Source organism: Deltaproteobacteria bacterium (genome assembly GCA_017302835.1).
Classification (GTDB): Bacteria; Bdellovibrionota; Bdellovibrionia; order Bdellovibrionales; family Bdellovibrionaceae; genus UBA2316.
On the sequence record JAFLCC010000019.1, the window covers coordinates 1 to 16,313 of the forward strand.

Annotated in this window: 17 protein-coding genes; 13 read left to right on the forward strand and 4 right to left on the reverse strand. The window is 37.7% G+C overall.

Translation table 11 applies throughout. The annotated features are described in order from the left end of the window. The first annotated feature begins 296 nt into the window (after positions 1-296). Positions 297-728 carry a DUF1566 domain-containing protein gene (locus J0M15_14800; GenBank protein MBN8538320.1) on the forward strand — a complete coding sequence of 144 codons (432 nt, stop codon included), beginning with the start codon at positions 297-299 and terminating at the stop codon, positions 726-728. Positions 729-1,047: 319 nt separating this feature from the next. Here J0M15_14800 and J0M15_14805 read toward each other — a convergent pair whose 3' ends face one another. Further along, positions 1,048-1,191 carry an XRE family transcriptional regulator gene (locus J0M15_14805; protein MBN8538321.1) on the reverse strand — a complete coding sequence of 48 codons (144 nt, stop codon included), beginning with the start codon at positions 1,189-1,191 and terminating at the stop codon, positions 1,048-1,050. Positions 1,192-1,576: 385 nt separating this feature from the next. On the opposite strand from J0M15_14805, the gene J0M15_14810 reads away from it, so the two are divergent. The 3 genes from J0M15_14810 to J0M15_14820 all read left to right on the forward strand — a co-directional run bounded on the left by J0M15_14810 (position 1,577) and on the right by J0M15_14820 (position 3,050). Then, positions 1,577-1,975 (forward strand): hypothetical protein, encoded by a 399-nt coding sequence (locus J0M15_14810; protein ID MBN8538322.1) that lies wholly within the window; start codon positions 1,577-1,579, stop codon positions 1,973-1,975. Between the two features lie 458 nt (positions 1,976-2,433). Beyond that, positions 2,434-2,658, forward strand: a complete 225-nt coding sequence (locus J0M15_14815) for a ribbon-helix-helix protein, CopG family (protein ID MBN8538323.1) — start codon at positions 2,434-2,436, stop codon at positions 2,656-2,658. Then, complete coding sequence (locus tag J0M15_14820) at positions 2,655-3,050, forward strand: type II toxin-antitoxin system VapC family toxin (protein ID MBN8538324.1); 396 nt, start codon at positions 2,655-2,657, stop codon at positions 3,048-3,050. Before J0M15_14815 ends, J0M15_14820 begins: the two co-directional genes overlap by 4 nt. 14 nt (positions 3,051-3,064) lie before the next feature. Here J0M15_14820 and J0M15_14825 read toward each other — a convergent pair whose 3' ends face one another. After that, positions 3,065-4,855: a HAMP domain-containing histidine kinase gene (locus J0M15_14825; protein ID MBN8538325.1), complete on the reverse strand. Its 1,791-nt coding sequence runs from the start codon at positions 4,853-4,855 to the stop codon at positions 3,065-3,067. 164 nt (positions 4,856-5,019) lie between these two features. On the opposite strand from J0M15_14825, the gene J0M15_14830 reads away from it, so the two are divergent. From J0M15_14830 to J0M15_14860, 7 genes are all read left to right on the forward strand, one after another. Next, complete coding sequence (locus tag J0M15_14830) at positions 5,020-6,204, forward strand: hypothetical protein (GenBank protein ID MBN8538326.1); 1,185 nt, start codon at positions 5,020-5,022, stop codon at positions 6,202-6,204. 13 nt (positions 6,205-6,217) lie between these two features. After that, positions 6,218-7,321: a hypothetical protein gene (locus J0M15_14835; protein ID MBN8538327.1), complete on the forward strand. Its 1,104-nt coding sequence runs from the start codon at positions 6,218-6,220 to the stop codon at positions 7,319-7,321. Positions 7,322-7,335: 14 nt separating this feature from the next. Then, a complete protein-coding gene (locus J0M15_14840) occupies positions 7,336-7,512 on the forward strand; it encodes a twin-arginine translocase TatA/TatE family subunit (GenBank protein MBN8538328.1) in 177 nt (58 codons plus the stop codon). A 27-nt stretch (positions 7,513-7,539) separates the two neighbouring features. Then, positions 7,540-10,050: a bifunctional aspartate kinase/homoserine dehydrogenase I gene (gene thrA / locus J0M15_14845; protein MBN8538329.1), complete on the forward strand. Its 2,511-nt coding sequence runs from the start codon at positions 7,540-7,542 to the stop codon at positions 10,048-10,050. After that, positions 10,047-11,078 carry a homoserine kinase gene (locus J0M15_14850; protein ID MBN8538330.1) on the forward strand — a complete coding sequence of 344 codons (1,032 nt, stop codon included), beginning with the start codon at positions 10,047-10,049 and terminating at the stop codon, positions 11,076-11,078. The genes thrA and J0M15_14850 overlap by 4 nt, the downstream gene beginning before the upstream one ends. Beyond that, positions 11,075-12,439, forward strand: coding sequence for a threonine synthase (gene thrC, locus J0M15_14855; GenBank protein MBN8538331.1), 1,365 nt, complete (start codon positions 11,075-11,077; stop codon positions 12,437-12,439). Before J0M15_14850 ends, thrC begins: the two co-directional genes overlap by 4 nt. Positions 12,440-12,502: 63 nt before the next feature. Next, complete coding sequence (locus J0M15_14860) at positions 12,503-13,354, forward strand: hypothetical protein (protein ID MBN8538332.1); 852 nt, start codon at positions 12,503-12,505, stop codon at positions 13,352-13,354. Here J0M15_14860 and J0M15_14865 read toward each other — a convergent pair. Then, complete coding sequence (locus J0M15_14865; GenBank protein MBN8538333.1) at positions 13,326-14,153, reverse strand: DUF4423 domain-containing protein; 828 nt, start codon at positions 14,151-14,153, stop codon at positions 13,326-13,328. The two genes, J0M15_14860 and J0M15_14865, sit on opposite strands and share 29 nt — an antisense overlap. A gap of 126 nt (positions 14,154-14,279) precedes the next feature. On the opposite strand from J0M15_14865, the gene J0M15_14870 reads away from it, so the two are divergent. Next, positions 14,280-14,621 (forward strand): hypothetical protein, encoded by a 342-nt coding sequence (locus J0M15_14870; protein MBN8538334.1) that lies wholly within the window; start codon positions 14,280-14,282, stop codon positions 14,619-14,621. A 21-nt stretch (positions 14,622-14,642) separates the two neighbouring features. Beyond that, positions 14,643-15,803 (forward strand): hypothetical protein, encoded by a 1,161-nt coding sequence (locus tag J0M15_14875; GenBank protein ID MBN8538335.1) that lies wholly within the window; start codon positions 14,643-14,645, stop codon positions 15,801-15,803. A gap of 45 nt (positions 15,804-15,848) precedes the next feature. Here the strand turns inward: J0M15_14875 and J0M15_14880 are convergent, their stop codons facing one another. Beyond that, positions 15,849-16,184 (reverse strand): hypothetical protein, encoded by a 336-nt coding sequence (locus J0M15_14880; GenBank protein MBN8538336.1) that lies wholly within the window; start codon positions 16,182-16,184, stop codon positions 15,849-15,851. Positions 16,185-16,313: the final 129 nt, after the last annotated feature.

Here is a 16,313-nt window from a genome sequence, read left to right on the forward strand (position 1 = left end):
TTAAACTTGAAAAAGTAGACATGATTCAACAACTAGAACTTGACTTGTATGCAGCTTAGAAAATAAAAATAAAAAATCATTCTGGAGTATTTCTAAAAAGTTTCTACCAGAAACGGGACGCCATCGATAGTACTGGTGGTGCGCCATTTCAGGCCACGCTTATTATCGGATCTGGGGCGAGTGTTTGGACCGTGACCAATGCTGGTGGCGATTGCACGGGCTCTCCTAGTCCGGGAACTGTGTGCGCTGACGGCACAATTTATGCGGGCCTCAGTCCCGATGCTGGCGGAGTCAAAATGTTTACGACCCGTTGTGACTTTGGCCAATCCTGGGACGGTTCAAATTGCACAGGAGCCCGATCCACCTTGAGTTGGAATAACGGAGTCTATGCTGCAATTACCACAGGCTATACAAGTTCCTCCACTGGCAAATCAAACACTGCCAGCCTAGCGGCCCTGGTTGGTGGGCCTGCTCCGTATATTGCGGCACAAAACTGTGAAAATCTAAACGTCAACGGCAATACTGACTGGTACTTACCTGCCACTAATGAGCTTCAAGTGCTCTATTCAAACCGAACTGTCATTAGAAATTTTGATGTGAGTGGCGTTCGATACTGGTCATCGACCGAAAATAGTGCCAATATGGCCATGATGGTTTACATGCACACAGGCAGTACTTCGATTACGTCAAAGGATCTCTCCTACTATGTTCGCTGCGTGCGACGGTGAGCGATGGCATGATTTTTCCAGTTTAAATACGAATCCCAGAAGTCTGGAGCGGGAGCGAACTTTTGTGTTGGAAGTTTGAGAGCCAATACCCATAGAACGATGAAGAAAGTGATAAGTCGCGCAGCCTTCTTTGAAGGCAAAAAGACGTGCAGAAGTATTCTTGGTTCATGCCACCGGTTTTTTTTGCTTCGGCTATATCTTTTACTTCAAGTTAGCTTGCGCAAGTAAACGCGCCATTCTGATGGCACAACTTTAGCCGAAAAGTAGAAAACAAAAAGCAAAGTAAAAATAACTACTACGTTCGTATTGCCAAAAAAAATCATGAAGCGACTTCGATTTTCACTTCGGCGCCGGGGTAAAGGGCAGCCAGAAATTTAACAAGTCTATCAATCGTAAACTCATCAACATTATAACGAAGGATTTTGCTAATGATGGCTTCTTCTGTGCCGACTTTTTTTGCCAAAGCCTTTTGAGTGATTTTTGTATTATTCTTGAAAATGACGGACTGATCACAGATGACCCAGTCAGTAATGGTTGGGTCTCTTTGCCATCAAATCCAAAACAATGGAAAATCAAAACAAGAAGACCACCAATTTATAGAAATTAGAGTACAAAAACAGAAGAAAATAAAATATTTTCTTTCAAATTCATAAAATAAGTACCTGAAAATTCTTGTTGTTTTCAGTAAGTGACGTTTATTGCCCAAGTGTACATTTCTCTACATGCGACAAATTTGAAGTATTACTTTATATTATTGAATCTAAGGTACCGTTGGTTGGAAACCATGGGAAATAAATCCCAACCACTTTGCAACGGTAATTTAATAACAACAAAAGGAGAGAAAAACAATGAAAGCAGTTTTTTTATTAACAATATTATTGTCAGCAATGTCGTATGCACAAGGTAAACAATTTAAAGCTATGTGCGAATTTGTTAATGCAGATAATACAACCGCTACCTTTTTCGTAGCATTTAATGACGTCTCTGAACTGAAGGCAACTTCTTTAGTAATAAAAGGTAAAGAAATGATTAGAAGTGTGCCTGTTAACGTATATTGGAACCATAGGGATGGATATGTTATACAACTAATTGGTATGCCTAGTGGTAGTGATATAACTGAAATGTTAGTTCAATTAGATACATTCAAAATCTACAAAAATGGTTCAAAGACACCAACAAATAAAGGAGTTGATTGTAATTTTGAAGAAATTAAATCTAGTTCTGGTGGACAATCTTTCAATTTTTAGGAACTAATAATAACAGTAGTTCCAAGGAAGAAAAATTAAAGCTAACTAATTATCTTTCTGAAAAAAACGTGACTAAAATTACTTTTGCCATGAGTTATTTCAGAATTGCCATAATTGGTTCATTAATCACAAAATATTGCGATCTTCGCAGCCTGCTTTTTTTAAAGAATCAATTTGAAGATCAAGACTCTGCGCTAGTGTTGAGATTCTGGCGTAGCCGATAAACATAAAACTCCCGTGGCTATCAGCCAAAGAGTTTTAAAAAGGTAACCATAGAGCAATTAGCAATTCTTGCAGATAGGGGTTATAGGACGGGTTTTGAGACTAGTAAATCCCCATAACATAAAGGAATATGTTACGAGGTTTTGACTTTTTAAAAGCTCCACAAACGCGCATTTATGACAAGAGCTTGACTTATTAAAGTACCATAAGTATACTTGTTATAGTTGGAGGTTGGCATGTCTCAATTAAATTTCTACGTTCCTGATGAAATTGAAGAACAAATTAAAAAAGCTGCAAAAAAAGAGGGGAAATCTATCTCTGCCTTCTTATCTGAGCTTGTTAAAGCTAAATTTAAACCAAAAACTTGGTCCGATAGTTTTTTTTCTGAGCTCGCTGGCGGTTGGGATGGCGATGCCCCAGAAATAGATCGACCTAAACCACAAGGGCGCGACAACTTATGAAATATCTGTTGGATACAAATATTTGTATCGCCTTATTAAAGAACTCCGATTTAACAATAGTTAAAAAACTTAAATCGCTAACTCCTGACCAAGTTGTTATTTGTAGTATTGTTAAAGCAGAGCTCCTTTATGGAGCTCGAAAAAGCCAATCTGTTGAGAAAAACCTATCCCTATTGTCTAAATTTTTTAACCAACTTGAAAGCCTTCCATTTGATGACTCTGCAACTGATTATTACGGAACACAAAGATCCATTCTGGAAAAAGCTGGCACAACGATTGGCAATGCCGACCTTCTAATTGCAGGCATTGCCTTAGCTCACGATCTTACCGTTGTGACCAGAAATCAAAATGAATTCATTCGAGTTCAAAACCTAAGGGTCGAAGTTTGGTAGCGACTGAAATCTCTTTAGGCTGCCTTATTGTCCGAACCCGTTTTTTCCGAAGCTATGAAATGTGGTAAATGGATCACAAATCTTGTGTGGTGAAAATTCTCGACATAAATTTCACCTAAATGGGTCTCGATGATTTGTTTTGCCATCATCAGTCCCAAACCTGTTCCCTTTCCTAGTTCTTTGGTGGTCAGACCTACTTTAAAAAGAGTTTGTCGGATTTTATCAGGAATGCCTTTGCCACTATCAGTAATTGAAATCTCTATCGTTTGGTTGACATCTTTTACCTGAACATGAATCCATTTTTCATCTAGATTCTCAATGGCATCGACAGCATTAGAGATTAAATTAACCAAAACCTGAGAAAGCTGAGTTGGATTTCCGTTGGTGTGTAAATTTTTATCTAGACTTTCTAATTGAAAGGTGACCCCCTTCTGCTTTACCTTTAACTCAACAAAGAAATAACTTTCTTCTATTAACTGAAACACATTTATTTTTTGAAAATCGGTAGGGCTACTTTTTCTGGCTAATGTTTTGATACTGGCCACGATTTTTTCGACGCGATTGACTGATTTTTTTACTTTGTCCATTGTTTTCAAAAAGTCTTCTCTTTGAAATTGAAACTGAAGATCTTGGTAAGATTTAATGAGCCTATCTACATGAAAAACGATAATAGTTAAGGGGTTTGAAATATCGTGAGCAATATCAGCAGATACCGCTCCAATTGTAGCCAATTGAAATTGATTTTTTGCTACTCTCAAATTTTCAATCATGATGTTGAACTCATCCTGTAATTGTTTGAATTCATCCACTCGCGAGAGTTCTAAGTTATGTTCCAAATCACCCCGGCTCACTCTTGAGAACATATTTTTCAATATTTCAATGGGTTGTAATAACGATTTTGCTTGCTTTGCCATGAGGACAGATAAAACACCAAATAGAAACACACTAAGTGTCATTAAAAATAACCATAAATAAGATCTAAGGTCTCTAATTTTTTCATCGAATTTAATTTCGAATTTAGTGACTAACTCGTTTGATTTGTTTTCAATTTCTAAGGCTTGAATTTGGAGAAGTTTTCGGTCGTTTAAGAGTTTAAAATATAAAGTCATAGAGTTGGAATAGTTGTCAAGGAGTGTGAGTTCTCGATGGCCAATTCGCCTGTCTTGACTCATATTATCTTTGAGCTGATAAATGACTTTATATATTCTATCAATATACTGATCTTCTTGGCGGGCTAGGAAGTCTTTTTCATGTCTTCGCAATTGCAAATATTGAATTAAATAGAGATCTTTATTTTTCCCTTCCAGTTTGTTTATATAAGATTCTAGTTCATGAATGCTGGACCTCCAGCTTCCTTCAAGTCCCCAATCTTTATAACCAAGCTTAAAAAAAATCTCCCAAATTTTATTTAGCGTCTGATAGTAGTCATCTTCAATTTTTCTAAACTCAATAATTTCTTTCTGAAAATCAATGGATACCTGATCAAAGAGAATCTCTTGATTTCTCATGATTTCAAAATGTGATTGTCGAACTTTATCTAGGTAGAGGGATTTTCCAGATTGAAAAAATTTTTCATTATGAACTTCGCTAGCAAGAAATTCTCTGCCATTTATTTTTTGATTCATAAATCCGTCGCGAATATGTTCGAAAGACTCATTCATGTTTCTAAGTTGATTTTCTACACGAAGAAGCATCAAAAACACCAAGGTGAAGATGATCAAACCCACAAGTTGTACGAAAGCAAATCGAAAAACAATCTCATTGTAGAAACTTTTCTTATATTTTGTAAAATAAGAATTAATCATTTCTTCTCCAAAAATAGGATCGGTCAATTGCAAGAGAACTTAACTAGACGAAGGCCTCATCTAGACAATCAACAAAGTGCTCAGTAAATTTTTGACTCTCTAGAGATCGGCATTAGTATAATGAAGATACAGGTCCTAAATCTAAATTATTTTTGGGGTTAGTCATGAATTCAGCTGGGGAAGATGGAAAAACAAAAGCAATCAAAGCTGCGAAGGCTTTTGAATTCTATGTTCGCGCGGTTTGGCCTTTCCATCGCTATTTTGCCCTCAATAAAATCAACAAAAGATGTCAGAGATGTGCGGCTTCCGAAAGAATGATTCCCTTGGATAGCTCGGGGCTTTGTAAAAAATGTCTTGATTTTTCAAAGTCCTCAGATCGAGAGTCCGTAACGGTAACAAGCTCTAGAAAATCCAAGGAATTACAGGACAAAACACTTTTTCAGGAGTTATTAAGGACCTATCAAGGGGCTGGAAAAGGACAGTATGATGCCCTTGTGATGTACAGTGGGGGTAAGGATAGTTCTTATTTGATTCGAAGGATTCAAGAGGAATTCCCACAATTAAGAGTGTTAGCCTTTACCGTTGATAATGGTTTTATGAGTCCTGTGGCCAAGGAAAATATCGAGTTTTTGATTCCTAAATTAAAAGTGGATCATCTTTTTCTTAAGCCAAAAAAAGAATTATATATCAAGCTGTTTAAATATGCTCTGACTCATCTTAATGAAGAGGGAAGTTATGGGACAGTGGATTTCAGTGATGGGGAGCTGATGTTGGATTTGGCCCGAAATATAGCGGCAGAAAAAGGGATACCCTTGATTCTTTGTGGATACTCCAAATACCAAGTACAAAATGGCTTAAAATTGCAGAATTTTGAGTCCCCCCGTGAACGTGAATTCTCTGATCGCACTGAAACCGCGAAAATTCCTTTAAAGAATATTTTTAACCCAGAAGAGTTGAAATATAGGTGGCAGGGTTCGCTGTGGCCAAAGGCAAGTGTGGCTCGATTGCTGTTTCCCCTTTATTGTTGGGATTTGGAAGAAGCAGAAATTTTAGCTAAGGTTCAAGAGTGGGGACTGACCAGTCCCAAAAATTACAGTCCCATTGTAACGAACCATCAGCTGATACCCCTGTGTGGGGTGGTGGATGTTCATCAGAATGGGTACAGCAGTTTTGAAAATGAGTTTTGCCGCATGATCAGAGAAGGAAAAGCGGATAAAGACCACTGGCAAAAAGTATTTGAATTTTTAGAATACACTTCTAAAACAGGCTTATTTGTAAGATCCACAGTTTTGGAATCTTTACAACAATTAGGGCTATCTATAGAAGATGTAGGAATTAAATTTTCCTAGAGATCGAGGGCTTATGGATCAAAATGAAATTAAAATCAAAAAAGGAACGGTTCTGATTTACCGTATCTTTGATATTGCTGAAGAGATTAATATATCACAGGTGGAGGCTATTCTTCGTGATAATCGAGGCCCCGATAGATTCAAAGTTCCTAAGTACATTGATCGTGCTATTGAAATGAAAAAACCTCCTATTACTTTTGGATTAGGCGATGAAACGATATGGATTCAAGGAAAGAGCTTAAAGGCGGAGGTCTTGGTTAAATTGAGGGACTTTGGCGTGCTCTCCATGATTTATCAAATTCACATAGAGCCTTCGACAACTTGGAAGCAGCTGATTGATCTGGCTGTCGGTTTAGAAGAAGGTTCAGAAATTGACAATTTAGCCAAGCAGCAGGCAAAAGAAATTACCAATGCTATCAGCAATACCTTAAAAAAGGAAAGTCACTGGAGTGGTTTTGAAGATTATATTGTTTACTTTATTGAAGAGTTTGAAAATAATTTAACAGTAAAAGAATTTTTAGAAAAAGCGGATTTTCCTTCTTTGATAAGTGCTGAAAATCAAGTCAAACTTTCTGAGTCCACTAAAAATTCCCTCGCCGATTCTATTTATCAGTACAGTGAAAATGATGTCACCATCGTAGAGTGGAATTCCGCCCTGGTGATAGAGCCTGGAGGATCCAGAGATATTCCAGATATTTTAGAATTTTCTGTTACGCATCTGATGGAGATGCGCTATTATGATGATTTATTAGATTTAAAGCTGAGTGTTTTGTATGAAGATATTGAAAAAAAAAGAAGTTCCATTTGGACACCTAAATATGATCGAGTTTATGAAGAAGCGAGTTCAAGGTATATCGAGTTTATTGAGTTTTTAGAGAGAGTGGAAAATTCACTAAAAGTGGTTGGGGATTTTTATCTTGCCACCATTTATAGAGGGGCAACGAATCAGTTTCGTCTAAAAGATTGGCAAAATAGCGTGACTCGAAAAATGAACATTCTGGCTCAAGTGAGTAATCTCTTGCAGGGTGAAATGAATATGCGTCGGAGTCATCTCTTGGAAATCATTATTATCTTTTTGATTACCTATGAAATTGTCATGGCAATTTGGAAAAAGTAGAGGTAGGATGAACCATGGGCGCATTTAGTTTAACTCATTTATTAATTTTGGCGGTGGTTCTTCTCATTTTTTTAAAACCAAAAAGACTGAAAGATCTGGGAAGTTCTGTGGGAAAATCAATTAAAAACTTCAAACAAGCTAAAGATGAAATTGAAGTTGAAGTTATTTCTGAAGAAAATAAGAAGACCTAGTTCGCTGAGAATGAATGAAATATAAACATGATAAATAAAATTTGGAATGTTCATAAATTTGGTGGAACCAGTGTTTTAAATGCGGATCGTTTTCGCAATGTCTACAAAATTCTGACTCAGAGTCACTCTCAGCACAAAGAACTTTATTGTAATGATGGGCCTAAAGCGCTTGTAGTTTCAGCAATGAAAGGCGTCACTGATGACTTAATTCAAGCCGTTTTCGGTGCCGAGAAACGGGATGAGGGGTATAAATCTTTATTGCAGAAAATTTGGAACAGGCATCAAAGTGAAATCACATCTCTCATCACAGCGGTTGATTATCGTGAGTCGTTATTAGAAGTTTTAAGAAAAGATTTTACCGAGCTTCATGAAATTTTAAGGGGCGTTTGGCTGGTTCAAAGCGCTTCAAAAACAATTCTTGATCAAGTTTCCGGAATGGGTGAAGTTTGGTCAGCTCAGATTTTAAATGCTTACCTAAAGTCTGAAGGAAGAAAATCTCAATGGCTCGATGCCAGAGACGTTTTAAGCGTCAGTTCTTCGGGAGTCCGGGTCATTGTGAATTGGGAAAAATCCAAAACACAATTAGAGTCTCAACTAGAAAAATTAAATTCCGAGGAGGAGCTTGAATTTTTGGTGATCACTGGCTTTGTCGCTCGGGAAGAATCGGGAGCTGTGACCACTCTGGGGAGAAATGGTAGCGACTACTCGGCCTCAATTTTTGGCGCTCTTTTTCACTCTCAAGAAATAATTATTTGGACTGATGTCGACGGGGTGCTATCTGCAGATCCCCGATGGGTGCCAGAAGCCGTGCTTCTTGATGAAATGTCGTATTCTGAAGTCACGGAGTTAGCCTATTTCGGAGCCAAGGTGGTTCACCCAGCAACCATGGCTCCAGCTATTGAGTTGTCTATTCCCATTTGGATTAAAAATTCACTAAAACCGGAGGGACGTGGGACCTGTATCCATAAGGATGCTAAATCAGATCGACAAGTAAAGGGATTTTCGACTATCGATAAAATGTCCTTAATTAATTTAGAAGGAACGGGAATGGTGGGCGTTCCTGGAGTGGCAGAGCGCCTATTTGGAGCTTTAAGATCTGCAGGTGTGAATGTGGTTTTGATTTCCCAAGCCAGTTCAGAGCAATCGATTTGTTTGGCAATTGAGGAATCCCAAGGGCCTCTGGCAAGGCAGGCCATAGAGCAAGCCTTTGCCTTAGAATTTCAAAAAAACTTAATTCAGCCCCTTCAGATAACAAACGACATAAGCATTCTTGCCGCTGTCGGAGATAACATGCAACACACACCAGGGATTGCAGGTCGTTTCTTTACGGCCCTTGGACAGAGTGGAATCAGCGTTCGAGCCATCGCTCAAGGGTCCTCGGAACGAAATATCTCTGCGGTTATTGATACCAAAGATGCCGTGAAGGCTTTGCGTACAGTTCATTCCTCATTTGTACTCCCACATCTGAATATTTCCCTTGGACTTATTGGAACGGGATTGATTGGAAGTACTTTTTTAAAACAACTTTCGGAGCAAACCGAAAGACTCAAAACAAGCAAAAAAATAAATATCCAGGTTCGAGCCATCGCCGATTCTAAAAAAATGTGGCTTTCTGAAAATGAAATTCCCTTACAGAATTGGAAAGAAGGATTCGAAAAATACTCTCAAGCATTGGATTTAAAAAAATTAAGTCATCACCTTCAATCTCATTATATTCCCCATTCAGTGCTTATCGAAGCGACAGCAAGTAGTTCTTTGACAACTCATTATGTAAACTGGTTGAACCAGGGGCTGCATCTGATTTCTCCAAACAAAAAAGCAAATACGGGCTCTTTTCAAGATTACAAAAATATCCGTCTCGCCATGCAAAGTAGCCAGAGACATTTTTTATACTCGACGAACGTAGGAGCAGGTCTTCCCATCATTCAAACTCTGAGGGATTTGAGAGCCACAGGTGATGAAATCGTCGAAATAGAAGGGATCTTAAGCGGGACGCTCTCCTATATTTTCAATGAGTTTTCTGGTTCTTTTTTTTCGAAAATTGTCTGTCAAGCCAAAGAGAAAGGTTACACGGAGCCTGATCCCAGGGAAGATCTTTCAGGTCAGGATGTGGTTAGAAAATTGGTGATTCTGGCACGGGAAATTCAAATTCCTTTAGAAGTGAATGAGGTTGAAGTGATGGGCCTTGTTCCTGAAAAAATGCAAAGTCTAACCAAAGACGAATTTATGGCACAAATTCAAGAGCTCGATGACCAGATGGAAAAGCGGTGGATGGCAGCAAAGGAAAAAAATGAAATTCTCAGATTTGTTGCGAGTATTGATTCTTCTGGAAAAGCTAAGGTTGGGCTTAAAAATTTGCCTTATCATCATGTATTTTCAAAAGTGACGGGAACCGATAACATCGTGCTTTTTAAAACTCGACGCTATTTCCATCAACCCCTGGTGGTTCAGGGACCTGGAGCTGGCCCTGAGGTGACTGCTGCCGGCGTTTTTGCTGATCTCTTGAGACTTTCACAATATTTGGGAGCTCCCTTATGACCCGCGCCCTTGTCAGGAAAGCTGCGAAGAAACCTGGGAAGCATTCTGTGAAAAAATCTTTGAATAGCGCAACAGCTTTTGCTCCTGCAACGGTGGCCAATGTCGCTGTTGGATTTGATATTCTTGGCTTTGCTATTAATGGGCTTGGTGAAACTGCCTGTGTCGAGAAGATTCCGTCTGCAAAAGTCATTCTGAATCCCATTGAAGGGTATCCTGAGATTCCTCTGGAACCTCATTTAAATACGGCCACCGCTGGTTTGTTAGAACTCATAAAAGATCAAAATTTGAATTTTGGTTTTCGTGTCACCCTGAAAAAAAATATTCCCATGGGGTCAGGGCTTGGAGGTTCTTCGACCTCAGCCGTGGCAGCGCTGGTGGCAGCGAACGCCTTACTAAAAAAGAAATTATCCATGGAACAACTCCTTCATTACGCTCTTATTGGCGAACAAATTGCCAGTCAGTCACGACATGCCGATAATGTAGCTCCTTGTTTGGTTGGTGGAATGGTTTTAATACATCAAAATCAAGGGAAAAAGATTTCTGCGAAAACATCAAACTCCTTTTTTCCGATTAAGATCAAATCTCCCAAGGACTTATATTGTGTGATTGTTTTACCTGAAATTTCCATTAAAACGAGTGAGGCACGCAAAATATTAAGTCCTCAGGTTCCCTTGGCGTCGGTCATTGAGCAAACTCGCAATTTGGCAGGATTTATCTTAGGCTGTGAAAAAAGTGATTTTGATTTAATGGGACTCAGTTTGAAAGATGCAATTATTGAAACTCAACGCTCACATTTGGTTCCTTTTTTTAGCGATATTCAAAAATCAGCCCTCGCTGCGGGGGCCTTAGGTTGTTCTCTTTCTGGCTCCGGTCCTGCGATGTTTGCTTTAGGCAAAGGACCAAGTAAAGCCGTCAAAATTCACAAAGCGATGTTGGCGATGGCTGCGCAAAAAAATCTTCCTATAAAAGGTTCATGGGTTTCTCGAATTTCCAATCGCGGTGCCCGAGTGATTCGAGGCCGAGGATGAAATTTTTTTCCACGCGAGGTCTTGCATTGCCCTGCCATTTATCGGAAGCCATCAGGCAAGGATTAGCTCCTGATGGTGGCCTGTTTGTTCCTAGCCAGTGGCCATCCCCTCAAACTTTTTCTCAAATACTCCATGATTCAAAATGGAAAGAGCTCTCATTTTCTCAATTTGCAGCAAAATTTTTGGAACCTTTTTTTCAGGAAGACCCTTTAGCTGAGCACCTTGAAAAAATTTGTGCGAGAGCGTTTAATTTTCCTCTACCCTGTGTAAGAATTGATGATCACACTCAAGTTTTAGAACTTTTCCACGGTCCCACCAGCGCTTTTAAGGACTTCGGAGCAAGGTTCTTAGCCTTATGTTTTAATCATCTTGAACCGGATCCCAGGAAGCAAAATTCAAAGCGCCAGCCAATGGTTCTTGTCGCGACAAGTGGAGACACCGGCGGGGCGGTGGCCGCGGCTTTTAGCGAATTTACGGATATTCCCGTTTGTATTCTTTATCCCAAAGGTCAAGTGTCACAACGACAGGAACAACAGCTCACTTGTTGGGGAGAACAGGTCAGAGCCTTTTCAGTTGTGGGAACTTTTGATGATTGCCAGCGCTTGGCAAAGGAAGCTTTTTTATCGGAATATTTTCGAGATCACCATCATTTAATTTCTGCTAATAGCATTAACCTGGCACGTTTGTTACCTCAAATGGCCTACTTTGCCTATACAAGTTTAAAGCATAACAGCTTAAAGCATGCCAGCTTAAAGCATCAAAGCCGTTCAGGAGAGGCCAAAGGAGCGCGATTTATTATTCCTTCGGGAAATATGGGCAATGCAGCTGCCGCTCTATGGGCTCAAAAGCTGGGATTTCCCATAGCAAAAGTAATTTTTGCTCATAATGCCAATAGCACTATTCCTGATTATTTTAAAACGGGTCAATATCGACCTCGAGCTTCTCTTTCTACTTTGGCAAATGCCATGGATGTGGGGCATCCTTCAAACTTTGAGCGTATTTTAAATTTATTTCCTGACCGTGAAACTCTCTCAAAAATCAGTGCCGCCTTTTCAGTGACAGATTCGCAAATTAGAGAAACCATCCGTTTTGGGTACAGCAAGGGACAAATTTGGTGCCCGCACACTGCTACTGCGGCCTATGTTCGTTATCACCTTTTGCATGCAGGTAATTTGGATATTGCTGATGATGAAATTATCGTGGCTACCGCCCATCCTGCAAAGTTTGAAAGTATTGTGGAACCTTTGATTCCAGAAAAAGTAAAAGTGCCCTTAACCCTGCAAGCGCTTTTATCTAAGCCTTCTCATAAAATTGAAATTGATTCTAACCTAGAAATTCTGGCAGAAAATTTGAAAATTTGAAAAATTGAAAATATTGAAAATATTGAAAAAATTAAAATTTGAGAAAGTAGAGAAAATGATTCAATGAATACTTTTTTAAGGAAATCAATAAAACGTAAGTTCATCTCCAGTTCTCTGATTCTATTTCAACTGTTTCATCCGGGTTGTATACACACTTCATCTCATGAATATAGAAATATAGAGATTCCTTCTCGTAAAGGACTTAGCGAGCAAAATTTCGGTGAAATAAAAGTAGATAGTGCCATTTATTTACCTTCAAAGTTTCCATTAACTGATTTTTTTAGTCGTTTGAAAAAGGGAGAATTTACTGATGCTTTTAAACGTATTGATCTTGAATACAAACAATCAACTATCAATGATAAGGTATTGGAGCAAATTATAGACAGTGGTTTTATACCAGTTTATGTTGAGATAAAAAATCAAGGGAAAAAACCTATTCATATTGATGAAAAAAGCTTTGCTCTGACAAATTTTGCAAATGGAACAAATGGAACAAGCGGAACAAACGGAAAACAAGAAATCAAGGCGTTCTACTCTGAAACTTTACCCCGGGAATTTACGAAATTTAATACAAGTGCCGCTGCGGCCAATGTGATAAATACGGGTATAGTTATTGTGGGTTTTGCTGCGGTTCTAGCTGGAATGTTAATTATTACGAGTGCTTCGTCCGCAGGAAGCTTGAGCTTCCCCAATTTTCATCCCAATGGCAACTCATCTGATATTAAGGTTTTCAATGATATAACTACAGTTACAAAAGTAAACTATAATTCATTTTTAATAACCTCTTCGGTTCTAAATCCAGGTGAAAGTAAAAATGGGCTTTTATTTTTTTACACTCAAGATTTAGTAGGAATTCATGAATTTAAACTGATTTTTCAGCCAACGATCAACCCCAACAAAAAAAATCAATATTGAGTTGATAAACCTGTTCAGATTTTTGTTTCACGACTTCGGTTTGTGTTTCTTTAATGAGATCAAGTAATTTCTTTTTTAAAATATTCTGGAATTTTAGTTCTGAAGAAAAAATTACAGAAAAGAAGTAATCTTCAGTAGAGTCGAGTTTAGTTTTTTTAATTTTTTCAATGGTTTTGATCCGGTTTAAAATGCTGAATATTTGAAAGACAGGTGAATCTTCTGGAAGATGGAGATTGGGATCTGTTGTCAAATATTTATTGTTTTTACTTTGAACAAGATTCCAGTCTTTGAGCTTATTAATTAAGAGAAAAAGCCTATTTTTTTCAATACCAATTTTATCACAGATAAGTTCTGGATTTTTTGAGTACTGAGGAATTGTAAGAAAAAGATGAATAAGTTGTAATTCAATATTAGTAAAATATTCCCATTTATGGGGCTCGACAGATTCCAGAGAATGACTTCGAATTTCCGATGTTATTTTTAGCTTATCAATACGTATTCTATTGATTTTTTTATTTAATAAGTCACCTCTTTTGGCATTGAGAGCTATTTCTGACTCTCTTAAAAGCAAAAGGAATTCAATTTCATCGAGAGACAGTTTTAAGTACTCACAAGCTGAAAAAAGTTGGTCAGGATTTAGATGAACATGACTATTCATCACTTTCGAAAGATATGTTTTTTGGACTCCGCAATGAATGGCCATTTTTTCAAATGTAAATTTGCCACCAAATATTTGTCGCCTATAGGACATGAAAGCTTTTAAAGCTTTTTTGTAATTATCAAAATCATATAAATTCATAAGTTTACCTTTAGTATAATAAAATCTTATTAATTAGTTAACTAATTAATATACTACCAGAAGTGAAAATGGCAATACTATCTTAGAAACAAAGCTTAACAATATATTTCATAAAAGGAGAAATAGATGAAAAAGGCATTATTAATAATTGTAACACTGATTACTGCAATTTCACAGGCAAGTGTTTATAGCTGTAATATTTCAAGATCCAGTGCTAATAAAGCGCCAGATGTATGGAGTTTTATTTTTGATACAGAAAAAGAAAATAGTAAATTTATCGATATAGACATCGAACAACAGACTAAGGCGGGGTGTGTGGTATTAAGAGCTTCAAAAGTATATTTAAGTTGTGCGTATGGAAGTGAAAAAAATTCAGTGTTTTCTTCTGTTGAAGATGGTACGGCCGTATTTTCTTTCGTGTCTAGAAATGAAAGTGGATTTACCCTTTTAAGTTGTGTAAAACAGTAATTATATCAATAAGGGTTATGTATGAATTTTATAAAATTATTATTTTCGCTTACCTTGTTTCATTCAATGTCATTCGCTGCAGGGGGATGGGTCAGTGGAGGTGGGGAGCTATTAAAGGATTCACATAACCCTTGGTTTATAAACAACACTTCGGATGTTTTTTACTGTGTTATAATTGATGAAGCTAATTTTGGGGCTTCAAGTGAAACCATAGAAAGAAATCTTGAGTTAGCGATTAATTACTGGAAATCTGAATTTAATTTTGCAATAACCCCTGAATTCAAACATTTTGGAAAACTAAAAATAGCTTCACAAACCTTTATTAAGGTACCATGTCATGAAAAAAAAGTTAACATTCGTTTTCAGTTTGGTTACCTTGAAAAAGATCAAAAAAATTACTTAAGAAGTCCTAAGAAATATGCAGCGGTTACAGTAAGAACTGATTACGATCCAATAAATTTAAAGGCTAAAGGTTTTGTCTACCTGTCGCCTTCTCAGGGAGCTTTGGCCTATAATTCTGAAGGTGTAGCTAGAAATGCCTGGAGTCTGAATGATGGAAATTTGTTATACGTTACCTTAATTCATGAATTAGGACATGTTTTTGGCTTGCCCCATATAGGAACTATGGGGGTATTGATGTCCGAAGGGTTTGTTGAATTGATGTTAAGGCAAAATAAATTACCTGATGCAAGATTGGCGGAAATTTCCTTTTTTTCTTTGATGAAAAAAACTCGGGTTATTTGCCCTCTGGAACCTTTGTTAATTGTTTGGAGAAAATTCTTTGATTTGGAAGAGACGGATAAATGTATGAGATTTGATTTTGAGCATTTAAAGGCGAATCAGATTTTTGGTGTGAGTTATTTAAAACTATTTTCAGGAGAAACGAGTGACAGCCTGACACAAAAGCCCTATCAAATTCCTTTAACCATGTTCAAATTTAATCCTGTATTTCCAAATTTAATTTGGTTACCAGAAAATCAAGTAGTTTTTCAGCCAAGTGAGTTCATTCAAGGTCTTCAGGGAGTTCTTGGAGCTGCCCTCGTTTCCATTGCCAAGAAAGGGAATTTTGTTTCAGCAAGAAATGGCGCAAAAAGAAATATAGCCATTAAATTTGAACAGGGCAAAGAAGGTGTTGGTATCGAAGGTGTCGACGAGACCGGAGAAATCATATCTTTGCTGTAGAATCAAAGAAAAAACCCATTAGGTTCCGACAGAATCGACTCCCAATTACTCATTAACAGCATCTCTTCCAAGAACAGGCACCGCTGATTTGATTTGGTTATCTTCCGTTGGGAAATAGAATTCGTTAGTTTTATCACTTCCTCGTAGGTCTCGGCACAACGAGCCGATTGTGGCCAGGCTATTTAGATGACTGTTTGTTTTATAATTCAAGGAATTGAACTCAGAAAATTTCTTTGCTAAGACTTTATTTGTTGCTTCATCATGTTTTTTTACAGCCTGGGAATGAAATCTTCCTAAGCTATTTACAAGAGTCTCACATTTTGAGAGTTCTTTCTCAGTCATTTTTATCGTATCGGCATAAAGTCTCTGACATAACTCCATAGAGACAATTTCACATTTTCTGTAAGCATCACATTGTTTAAGATAAGTTTTTCCATCGGTAATTGAATATTCAGAACGAGTTTCTATACCTTTTGAATTAGCTGATTTTTAGGCGAAAAAAATCAGAAA